The sequence below is a fragment of the Streptomyces sp. NPDC001135 genome, assembly GCF_053598395.1.
In genome coordinates this window covers 9173-19770 of sequence record NZ_JBSFKD010000053.1, presented here as the reverse complement: position 1 = coordinate 19770, position 10598 = coordinate 9173, and the positions used below count along the sequence as shown (strand labels likewise).

Here is a 10598-nt window from a genome sequence, read left to right as displayed (position 1 = left end):
CTGGCCTGGCTGGAGATGGCCGTCGACCGGGATCCCCAGGGGCGCACGGTGTACCGGCAGCGACACCACCGCCGGGTTCGCCCACACGGCGGAGCCGCACATCGATACAGCCCCGCGCCCTGAGGTGTGCGCGTCACCGGCGTGAAAACGTGCGCTTCTTCCGGTTGCGCCGTAGCAGCCGCGTCGCCACCCATGCCAGTGCCGCCACCGCTGCCGCCAGGACCGCCGCCCGTTTGGCCACCGGCAGTCCCGCGGTGCGCAGGAGGTCGAGCGGTTCCGGCTCGGTCTCGTCCCGCTGCCGAGCTTCCTCCACGGCGGCTGGAGGCGACTGCGTCAGCCGGTCCGCCAGGCAGGTCGCGAACTGGCCCACCAGGCGGTCGCCCACCTCCGCCAGCACCCCCCGCCCGAACTGCGCCGGGCGCCCGGTCACCGTCAGGTCGGTCCGGACCGACACCGTCGTCGCGCCGTCGCGTTCGGTGAGCGTGCCGGTGACCTTCGCACGGGCCGTGCCCTGGCCCCGGGTCTCCCGGCCGTTCGCCACCAGCACCATCCGGTGTGCCACCGCGTCCTGTTCCTCGAAGACCGCCGTGCCCCGGTAGGCGACCGTGACCGGGCCGACCTTGACCTTCACCGAGCCGGTCACGGTCCTGCCGTCGTAGTCCTCCACCACCGCGCCCGGCAGACAGGGCGCGACCCGTTCGATGTCGAGGAGCGCGTGCCAGGCGCCGTCGACCGGGACGGGGACGGTGAATTCGTGGTGCAGTTCCATGCCCTGCTCCTTCCGGACGCGTCAGACGGGGGTCGGGTGGATGGCCCCGGCGGTCGTCGTCAGCGGCGCGCCGCTGCCGCCCCAGCGCAGGGCGACGATCTCGGCGGCGACGGAGACGGCGACCTCCTCGGGCGTACGGGCCCCGAGGTCGAGCCCGAGCGGCGAGCGCAGCCGGGACAGCTCGGCGCCGGTCAGGCCGGCCTCCGTGAGCCGTTCGCGTCGCTCCTCGTGGGTGTGCCGGCTGCCCATCGCCCCGATGTAGGCGGCCGGGCGGCGCAGCGCCTCCTCCAGCAGCGGCACGTCGAACTTCGGGTCGTGGGTGAGGACGCAGATCACCGTGCGGTCGTCGGTCTCCGTGCCCGCGAGATAGCGGTGCGGCCAGTCGACCACGACCTCGACACCCGCCGGGAAGCGCCTGGGCGTGGCGAACACCGGGCGGGCGTCGCACACGGTGACCCGGTAGCCGAGGAAGTCGCCGATCCGGGCCACGGCGGCCGCGTAGTCGATCGCGCCGAAGACCAGCATGCGCGGCGGCGGCGCGAACGACTGGAGGAACACGGTCACGGCGTCCTCGCGGCGCTCGCCGTGCGGACCGTAGTGCCGCAGGAGGGAGGCGCCGAGCGCGAGTTCGCCGCGAGCGTCGGCGGTGACGGCGACGTCGAGGCCGCTCGTGCCGAGCGTGCCCGCCGCCCGGTCCGGCCAGACGGCGCGCGTGGCGCCGCGCGGCGCGGGTCCGTCCACCACCGTCGCCACGGTCACCGGCTCGCCCCCGGCGACCGACGCGGCGACCGCGCCGAACTCCGGGTCCGACCGCGCTGTCACCGGCCGCACCAGCAGGGTGATCTCACCACCGCAGGTGAGCCCGACCGCGAACGCGTCCTCGTCGCTGTAGCCGAACGTCTCCAGGCGGGCCTCGCCGCTCGCCACCACCTCCTGGGCGAGCTCGAACACCGCGCCCTCCACACAGCCCCCGGACACGCTTCCCACGACCTCGTCGTCCGGCCCCACCGCCATGGCGGCACCGGGGCCGCGCGGCGCGCTGCGGCTGACCGCGACGACCGTGGCCAGCCCGAACGGAACACCGGAAGCGTGCCAGCGCGCCAGCGCCGGCAGGATCTCACGCACCATCCGCTCCTCTCACCGGGACCACCGGGTCCCCACCGGCCCGAGCGCCGCGCACCACCGCAGCCAGCCGCTCCAGCGCCGCCAGGCTGTGCCCCTCGACGAACGCGTCCACGCTGGGCAGCGCCGCTGCCATCCCGGCGGCCAGCGGCGCGTAACCGGGGCGCGCCTTGCGCGGGTTCGCCCAGACCACCTGGTGGGCCAGGGCGTGCAGGCGGCGCATCTGCTGCCCGAGCAGCTCCGGATCGCCGCGCTCCCAGCCGTCCGAGAGCAGCACGACGATCGCCCCGCGCGCCATCCCGCGCTGCCCCCAGCGGTTCAGGAACTCGCGCACCAGCTCACCGAGGCGGGTGCCGCCGCGCCAGTCGGGCACGGCCGCCGCGACGGCCGCCATCGCCAGGTCGGGGTCGCGGTGCGAGAGTTCCCGGGTCACCCGGGTCAGCCGGGTGCCGATGGTGAACACCTCGGTGCGGCCCGCACGCACCGCCGCGTGCGCGAACCGCAGCAGCGCGTCGGCGTACGGCGCCATCGAGCCGCTCACGTCGACGAGCAGCACCACCCGTCGCGGCCGTTGCACCCGTGTGTGCCGCCGCAGCCGGGCCGGCTCCCCGCCCCGCCGCAGCAACTCCCGTACGGTACGGCGCGGATCGACCTCGCCGCGCCGGGCCGGCCTGCGCCGCGCCGAGCGCCGGGTCTGCCCGTGCAGCGTGAACACGGCCAGCAGACGGCGCAGTTGGGCACGCTCGGCGGGGTCCAGTTCGCCCACGTCGCGGTGGCGCAGCACCTCGGCCGAGCTGGCGAGCGCGGCGAGGGGCGGTCCCGGCGCTTCCCCCTCGTCCGGGTCCGGTGCGGACGGGCCGTGGGGTGCCTGCCGGGCGACGAGCCGGAGCCGGGGCGGGGGAGCGGTGTGCACCGGGTGCGGGGACCGCGCGCCGCAGGGGCCGAAGTACGCGGCGAACACCCGGTCGTACCGCTCCAGATCGTCGTGCCCGCCGCACAGCGTCGCCCGTCCCGCCCCGTACACGTCCGCGCGCACCCCGGGCCGCAGGGCGCTCACGGCACGCAGGAACGTGTACAGACGCTCACTGCTCGCGTCGACCCCCGCCGCCCGCAGCGCACGCACGAAGCCGAGCAGCACGGCATCCGCCCCGAGCGGCTCGGGGTGGGTCCTGAGCGGGTCGGTGTCCGTCCCGGTGTCCGCCGTGAGCCGGTCGGTGTTCGCCGCGTGCCACTCCGCGGGCGGGGGGCGCAGCCGTGCGTTCCCGCCGTCGGGAACGGCGTCCGCTGCCGGTGGCCGGTTCGCGCCGCTGCCGGTCGTTGCCATCGCCCTCACCCGCCCCGGGCCGCGAGGACCGCCGCGAGATCGAGCCCCCGTGCCCGGTCCGTGTCCTCCCGGTACTTCAGTACCGAGCCCAGCGTCGCCACGGCCAGCTCCGCGTCCACCTCGCTCGCCCCCAGCGCGTCCAGGGCCTCGGCCCAGTCCAGGGTCTCCGCCACGCCGGGCGGTTTGAGCAGGTCCGCGCCCCGCAGCGCCTGCACCAGTGCCGTCACCTGTTCGGCCAGCCGCGCCGACACCCCGGGCAACCGGCGCCGCACAATGGCCAGTTCGCGGGCGAAGGAGGGATGGTCGAACCAGTGGTACAGGCACCGCCGTTTCAGCGCGTCGTGCACCTCCCGGGTCCGGTTCGAGGTCAGGACGACGACCGGCGGTTCGTCGGCGCGCAGCGTGCCCAGCTCCGGGATCGTGACCGAGTACTCCGACAGCAGCTCCAGCAGGAACGCCTCGAACTCGTCGTCGGCCCGGTCGATCTCGTCGACCAGCAGCACCGACGGCTGCGTCTGCAGGGCGCGCAGCAGCGGCCGGGCGATCAGGAAGCGCCGGTCGTACAGCTCGCTCTCCAGCCGGTCCGCGTCCGTCACCCCGGCCGCCTCGGCGGCTCTCAGGTGCAGCAGCTGACGCGGGAAGTCCCAGTCGTACAGGGCCTGCGAGGCGTCGATGCCCTCGTGGCACTGCAGCCGGATCAGCGGCGCGCCCAGCGCCTGGGCCAGGGCGGCGGCGAGCGCGGTCTTGCCCACACCCGCGTCGCCCTCGCAGAACAGCGGCCGGTGCAGCCTCAGGGCCAGGTAACAGGTGACGGCCAGCCCTTCGTCGACGAGATACCCCGTCTCCTCCAGGCGGGCCCGTACCTGCTCCGGGTCGTCGGTCCGGATGATCGGCGCTCACCCCATTCCGGTGGCGGTCAGCACCGCCCGCCGGGTCAGCACCCGCGCCAGGTGCTGCCGGTACTCGGGCGAGGCGGACAGGTCCTGCGACGGCCGGGTGCCCTCGGCCGCCGCCTCGGCGGCCCGCGCCACGGCCTCGGGCCCTTCGGCACCGGCCAGCGCCTGTTCGGCCGCGCCGGCCCGCAGCGGGGTCGAGCCCATGTTGGTCAGCCCGATGCGCGCCTCCGCGATGCGTCCGCCGCCGCGCCGTACCAGCGCGGCGACGCCGACGATGGCCCAGGACTGGGCGACCGGATGGAACTTCTCGTAGTGGAAGCCCCAGCCGCCGGTCTTCGGGATCCGCACCTCCGTCAGCAGCTCGTCGGGGGAGAGCGCGGACTGGAGGTAGTCGACGAAGAACTCCCGGGCCGGGATCGTGCGCCGGCCGCCCGGACCGGTGACGACCAGGTCGGCGTCCAGGGCCAGGGCCACGGCGGGCAGGTCCCCGGCCGGGTCGGCGTGCGCCAGCGAGCCGCCGAGGGTCCCCCGGTGCCGGACGGCCGGGTCGGCGACCGTGGCCGTCGCCTCGGCCAGCAGCCCGGCGTGCTCGCGCACCAGCGGGTCGTGGACCACCTCGTGGTGCGTGGTCAGCGCGCCGATGACGAGCGTGTCACCGTCCTCGCGGACCCCGCGCAGCTCGGGGATCCGGCCGACGTCCACGACGAGTTCCGGGAAGGCCAGCCTGAGCCGCAGCAGCGGCAGCAGGCTCTGCCCGCCGGCCAGCACCTTCGCCTCCTCGCCCGCGTCGGCGAGCGCGCGGACCGCCTCGTCCACGCTCGTGGGACGGGTGTACTCGAACGCGGGGGGAATCATGCCGAACCCTCCTCACCCGGCCGGCCGTACTGACCCAGCTCGCCGGACTGCGCGGCCTGTCCGGACTGCCCGGACCGGGCCTGGCCCGTGCCGCCGGCCGTGCCGGTCCCGGCGGCCCCCGCGGAGCGTGCCTCCTGAAGTGCCTGCCACACCCGGTGCGGCGAGCACGGCATCCGCACGTCCCGCACGCCGAGCGGCCTGAGCGCGTCCACGACGGCGTTGACCACGGCGGGCGTCGACGCGATCGTCCCCGCCTCCCCGACTCCCTTGACACCCAGGGCGTTCGAGGTCGCCGGGGTCTCCGTCCGATCGGTCGTGAAGTCCGGCAGGTCGGCCGCCGACGGCACGAGGTAGTCGGCCAGGGTGCCGGAGACGAGGTTGCCGTCGGCGTCGTACACGGCCTCCTCGTACAGCGCCTGGGCGATGCCCTGCGCGAGCCCGCCGTGCACCTGGCCCTCGACGATCATCGGGTTGACGACATGGCCCACGTCGTCGACGCAGACGTACGACCGGATCCGCGTCTTCCCGGTCTCCGTGTCGACCTCGACCGCGCACAGGTGGGTGCCGTGCGGGTAGGAGAAGTTCTCGGGGTCCACGACGTGCTCGGCGTTGATGGTCGGCTCGACGCCGTCGGGCAGGTCGTGGTTGGTGAACGCCTCGAACGCGATCTCCTGGATCGTCCTGCGGGCTTCCGGGGAGCCCTTCACGGAGAACACGCCGCCGCTGAACTCGAGGTCCTGCTCGCTGGCCTCCAGCAGGTGGGCGGCGACCTTCCGGGCCTTGTCGACGACCGTCCTCGCGGCCCGGTGCACGGCCTCGCCGCCGACGGCCAGCGACCGTGAGCCGTAGGTGTCCATGCCCTGCGGGGCCGCCTTGGTGTCTCCGTGCAGCACCTCGACGTCCTCGAAGGGCACGCCGAGCACGTCGGCCGCGATCTGGCTCCAGCAGGTCTCGTGGCCCTGCCCGTGCGGGCTGGTGCCGGTGACGACCTCGACCTTGCCGGTGGGCAGCATGCGGATGCTCGCCGCCTCCCAGCCGCCGGCCCCGTACCTCAGGTCGCGCAGCACCCGGCTCGGCGCGAGACCGCACATCTCGGTGTACGTCGACACGCCGATGCCGAGCCGTACGGGGTCGCCGCGCTCGTTGCGTTCCCGCTGCTCGGCCCGCAGGCCGTCGTAGCCGAACAGGGCGAGCGCCTTCTCGGTGGCCGCCTCGTAGTTGCCGCTGTCGTAGGTCAGTCCGGCGATCGAGGTGTACGGGAACTCCTCGTGCCGGATCCAGTTGCGGCGCCTCAACTCGACCGGGTCCAGGCCCAGTTCGACCGCCAGCTCGTCCATGATCCGCTCGATGGCGAAGGTCGCCTCGGGGCGTCCGGCGCCGCGGTAGGCGTCGGTGGGGGTGCGGGTGGTGAACACGCCGGTGCAGGTGAACTCGTAGGCGTCCATCTTGTAGATCGCCGGGTACATGAACGCGCCCAGGATCGGGATGCCCGGTGTGACGAGCATCAGGTAGGCGCCCATGTCGGCGATCAGGTCGACCTTCAGACCGAGCAGCCTCCCCTCGCGGGTCGCGGCGATCTCGATGTCCTGGATCACGCCGCGGCCGTGGTGGGTGGCGAGCGCGCCCTCGGAGCGGGACTCGGTCCACTTCACCGGCCGCCCGAGCCTGCGGGCGACCGCGAGCGCGAGGGCCTCCTCGCCGTACACCTGGAGCTTGGAGCCGAAGCCGCCGCCCACGTCCGGGGCGATCACCCGCAGCTTGTGCTCCGGGATCCCGGTGACCGTGGCGAGCATGATCCGCAGGATGTGCGGGATCTGGGTCGCCGAGTAGACCGTGTACTCGCCGGAGGCGGCGAGCGGGGTGACGACCACCGCGCGCGGCTCCATCGCGTTGGGGATCAGCCGCTGCTGGTGGAAGCGGCGCCTCAGCGTCACCTCGGCGCGGTCCCGTACCGCGTCGAAGCTCTCACCGGTGGCGAGGGGCCAGGTGTAGCAGCGGTTGGTGCCCTTGTCCGCGTGGACCAGCGGGGAGTCCTCCGCGAGCGCGGCCTCCAGGTCGAGGACCGGGGGCAGCGGGTCGTAGTCGACCTCGACCGCCTCCAGTGCGTCGGCGGCGGCGTAGCGGTCGCGGGCCACCACGACCGCCACCGGGTCGCCGGCGTAGCGGACCTCGTCGACGGCGACGGGCGGATGGTCCGGCAGCACGATGTCCTCGGTCACCGGCCAGGCGCACGGCAGTGAACCCATCCCCTCGGCGAGGTCGGCGCCGCTGAAGGCGGCGACGACCCCGGGCCGTTCGAGGGCGGGGGAGACGTCGACGCGGGTGAGGCGGGCGTGAGCCATGGGACTGCGCAGGATCGCCAGGTGCAGGAGCCCTGCCACCTGGATGTTGTCGGTCCAGGTGGTCTGGCCGGTGATCAGCCGGGCGTCCTCCTTGCGCAGCCGGGCGCGGCCGACCTCGTGTTCGACGGCCTGGCCGGTCATGCCGTGACCTCCTCGTCGACCTGGCGCCCGGAGGTGTCCTGCTGCCCGGGGGAGTCCTGCTGCCCGGACGCGGCGAGCACCGCGCGGACGATGTTCTGGTAACCGGTGCAACGGCAGAGGTTCCCCTCCAGGGCCTTGCGGACCTCCTCCGGGCCGGGGTGCGGGTTCTCGCGGAGCAGATCGCGCGCCGCCATGATCATGCCCGGGGTGCAGTAGCCGCACTGCAGGCCGTGCTTCTCGTGGAACGCGCGCTGCAGCGGCGTCCACTCGCCGTCCTTCGCGAGCCCCTGGATCGTCGTCACCTCGCACCCGTCCGCCTGGACGGCGAGCACCGAGCAGCTCTTCACGCTCGCCCCGTCCAGGTCGACCGTGCACGCTCCGCAGTTGGAGGTGTCGCAGCCGATCGGGGTGCCGGTCAGGCCGAGGCGGTCGCGGAGGTAGTGGGCCAGGAGGAGACGGGGTTCCACGTCGTCCTCGTACGTCGTGCCGTCCACGTGCACCGAGATGCGGGTCATGGGCCCTCCAGACCGTGCGGGAGAGGGTTTCAGCCACCTGGCGTGATGTACGTCACCCTACGACCGCGCTCTGGACGCGGCGAGTGCGGCGAGTGCTGCGCCACGGCTTTCGTTGAGCGTTAATCCATTGCTGGCGGGTGCCGGTGTCTGCTGCACTGCGCGGTACCCGCCGTCACACAGAGAGGACCAGCGATGCGCGCTGCGTGCATGTCCGCCCAGGAAGGAACCCACCCCGTGCCGAAGGACATCACGCTCAGTGCATCTGCTCAATCTCGGAATCCTCGCCCATGTCGACGCCGGTAAGACCAGCCTGACCGAACGGCTGCTGCACACCGCCGGAGTGATCGACGAGATCGGCAGCGTCGACGCCGGCAGTACCACCACCGACACGCTCGCGCTGGAGCGGCAGCGCGGTATCACCATCAAGTCCGCCGTCGTGTCGTTCCCCCTTGACGGCGTCACCGTCAACCTCCTCGACACCCCCGGTCACCCGGACTTCATCGCCGAGGTCGAGCGGGTGCTCGGCGTGCTCGACGGTGCCGTCCTGGTCGTCTCGGCCGTCGAGGGCGTCCAGGCGCAGACACGGGTGCTGATGCGCACCCTGCGCCGGCTACGCATCCCCACCCTGATCTTCGTCAACAAGATCGACCGGCGCGGTGCCCGCGCCGACGAGGTCGTCCGCCAGATGGCCCACCGGCTGGCCGTACCGCTCGTCCCGATGGGCCGGGCCGCCGGTCTCGGTACCCGCGCGGCCTGCTTCGTGCCCGGCCTGGGCCCCTCGGCGCTGGACGCCCTCACCGACCACGACGACGACCTCCTCGCCGCGTACCTCGACAGCGGGGTGCCCGCGGCCCGCCTGCACGCCGCCCTGGCCGCCCAGACCCGGCGCGCACTGGTCCATCCGGTGTACTTCGGCTCCGCCGTCACCGGCGCGGGAGTACCGGAGCTGATCGCCGGCATCGAACACCTGCTGCCCACCGCCGACGGCGACCCGGCCGGCCCCCTGTCGGCCACGGTCTTCAAGGTCGAACGCGGCCCGTCCGGAGAGAAGGTGGCCTACGCCCGTGTCTTCTCGGGCACCTTGCGCATCCGCGCCCGGATCCCGTTCGGGGGTGCGGGCGAGGAGGACACCGCGGCCGAGGGCAGGGGCCGGGGCGGCGGCGGTGGTGCGGGGGACCGGCCGTCCGACGACCGGAGGTCGGGGCGGGCCGCCGGTGTCCGGGGGAGCGGCACGCGCCCCGACGCGGGCCCGGCGGGCCGGGGTGCCCGGGCGCGGGCGCAGGGGCGGGTCACCGGGATCAGTGTGTTCGAGCGGGGCGGGGACGTGCCGCGGGACAGGGCCGGGGCGGGGCGGATCGCCAAGGTGCGGGGACTCGACGGGATCCGCATCGGTGACGCCCTCGGCCGTCCCGGCGCGGCGTACGCGCACCACTTCGCGCCGCCCACCCTGGAGACCGTCGTCGTCCCCGGCCCCGGCACGGACCGGCGCTCCCTGCACCTGGCCCTCACCCAGCTCGCCGAACAGGACCCGCTCATCGCGGTCCGCCACGACGACCTGCGCGGGGAGACCTCCGTGTCCCTGTACGGCGAGGTGCAGAAGGAGGTCGTCCAGGCGACCCTCGCCGAGGAGTACGGCCTGGACGTCACCTTCCGCGAGACGACGACCCTGTGCATCGAACGGCCGGCCGGCACCGGTCACGCGGTGGAGTTCAACAAGAAGGACGCCAACCCGTTCCTGGCCACCGTCGGCCTGCGCGTCGAACCCGCACCGCCCGGCTCCGGCGTGCGGTTCCGGCTGGAGGTGGAGCTCGGCTCGATGCCGTACGCCTTCTTCAAGGCCGTCGAGGACACCGTCCGCGAGACCCTCGGCCAGGGACTGCACGGCTGGCAGGTCCCCGACTGCGCGGTCACCATGACCCACTCCGGCTACTCGCCCCGGCAGAGCCACGCCCACCAGGGCTTCGACAAGAGCATGTCCAGCACCGGCTACGACTTCCGGGGCCTGACCCCGCTGGTCCTGACCGAGGCGCTGCGCCGGGCCGGCACCCTCGTGCACGAGCCCCTGCACCGCTTCCGGCTCGAGGCCCCGGCCGACACCCTCGGCGCGCTGCTCCCGGTGCTCGCGCGGCTGGGTGCCGTACCGGAGACCACCGCCGTACCGGAGTCCACCGCCGCACCCGGCGCGGCCGTCGTGCTGGAGGGCACCGTGCCGGCCGCCCGGGTGCACGGGCTGGAGCAGCGGCTGCCCGGTCTCACCCGGGGCGAGGGGGAGCTGGAGACGGCCTTCGACCACTACGCGCCGGTCACCCGCGGCACGGTCCCCGAGCGGCCGCGTACCGACCAGAACCCGCTGAACCGCAAGGAGTACCTGCTGAACGTGACACGCAGGGTGGGCGACTGAGCGCAGTGGGCCGACCGGCAGTCAACTTACCTGTGAGTCAGGTGGTATTGACGTTGCCCGGACCGGGCCGGACTGTGGTGGACATGCCGAACATCCGGGTGCGTCTGCTGGTTGTCCTGGTCGTCCTCTGCGGATTCCTGGCGGTGGGGGGGCGCGCCCCCCCCCCCCCCCCCCCCCCCCGCGCGCCCCCCCCCCCCCCCCCCCCCCCCCCCCCCCCCCCCCCCCCCCCACGT

The 10598-nt window shown here is 74.1% G+C and carries 8 protein-coding genes; 1 reads left to right on the top strand and 7 read right to left on the bottom strand.

Annotated elements, in window-relative coordinates; genetic code table 11:
• Nucleotides 1-133 precede the first annotated feature (133 nt).
• From ACWC94_RS39735 to ACWC94_RS39705, 7 genes are all read right to left on the bottom strand, one after another.
• Nucleotides 134-769, bottom strand: a complete 636-nt coding sequence (locus tag ACWC94_RS39735) for an SRPBCC family protein (protein WP_450802325.1) — start codon at nt 767-769, stop codon at nt 134-136.
• A gap of 21 nt (nt 770-790) precedes the next feature.
• Nucleotides 791-1894: an XdhC family protein gene (locus ACWC94_RS39730; RefSeq protein WP_450802323.1), complete on the bottom strand. Its 1104-nt coding sequence runs from the start codon at nt 1892-1894 to the stop codon at nt 791-793.
• A complete protein-coding gene (locus tag ACWC94_RS39725) occupies nt 1887-3215 on the bottom strand; it encodes a vWA domain-containing protein (RefSeq protein ID WP_450802321.1) in 1329 nt (442 codons plus the stop codon). The genes ACWC94_RS39730 and ACWC94_RS39725 overlap by 8 nt, the downstream gene beginning before the upstream one ends.
• Before the next feature lie 5 nt (nt 3216-3220).
• Nucleotides 3221-3967, bottom strand: a complete 747-nt coding sequence (locus ACWC94_RS39720) for an AAA family ATPase (protein WP_450802319.1) — start codon at nt 3965-3967, stop codon at nt 3221-3223.
• Nucleotides 3968-4111: 144 nt separating this feature from the next.
• On the bottom strand, nt 4112-4966 hold the full coding sequence (locus tag ACWC94_RS39715; RefSeq protein ID WP_450802317.1) for an FAD binding domain-containing protein: 855 nt from the start codon (nt 4964-4966) through the stop codon (nt 4112-4114).
• Nucleotides 4963-7449, bottom strand: coding sequence for a xanthine dehydrogenase family protein molybdopterin-binding subunit (locus ACWC94_RS39710; RefSeq protein ID WP_450802315.1), 2487 nt, complete (start codon nt 7447-7449; stop codon nt 4963-4965). Before ACWC94_RS39710 ends, ACWC94_RS39715 begins: the two co-directional genes overlap by 4 nt.
• The gene (locus ACWC94_RS39705) at nt 7446-7964 is read right to left on the bottom strand and encodes a (2Fe-2S)-binding protein (RefSeq protein WP_450802313.1); all 519 of its coding nucleotides are present in this window, start codon (nt 7962-7964) and stop codon (nt 7446-7448) included. The genes ACWC94_RS39710 and ACWC94_RS39705 overlap by 4 nt, the downstream gene beginning before the upstream one ends.
• A gap of 256 nt (nt 7965-8220) precedes the next feature.
• Here ACWC94_RS39705 and ACWC94_RS39700 point away from each other — a divergent pair, with 256 nt between their 5' ends.
• Complete coding sequence (locus ACWC94_RS39700; RefSeq protein ID WP_450802311.1) at nt 8221-10365, top strand: GTP-binding protein; 2145 nt, start codon at nt 8221-8223, stop codon at nt 10363-10365.
• Nucleotides 10366-10598 lie beyond the last annotated feature (233 nt).

Coding starts and splice junctions, on each gene's coding strand:
- ACWC94_RS39735 (WP_450802325.1), bottom strand. CDS start 769: ATGGAACTGCACCACGAATTCACCGTCCCCGTCCCGGTCGACGGCGCC.
- ACWC94_RS39725 (WP_450802321.1), bottom strand. CDS start 3,215: ATGGCAACGACCGGCAGCGGCGCGAACCGGCCACCGGCAGCGGACGCC.
- ACWC94_RS39715 (WP_450802317.1), bottom strand. CDS start 4,966: ATGATTCCCCCCGCGTTCGAGTACACCCGTCCCACGAGCGTGGACGAG.
- ACWC94_RS39710 (WP_450802315.1), bottom strand. CDS start 7,449: ATGACCGGCCAGGCCGTCGAACACGAGGTCGGCCGCGCCCGGCTGCGC.
- ACWC94_RS39705 (WP_450802313.1), bottom strand. CDS start 7,964: ATGACCCGCATCTCGGTGCACGTGGACGGCACGACGTACGAGGACGAC.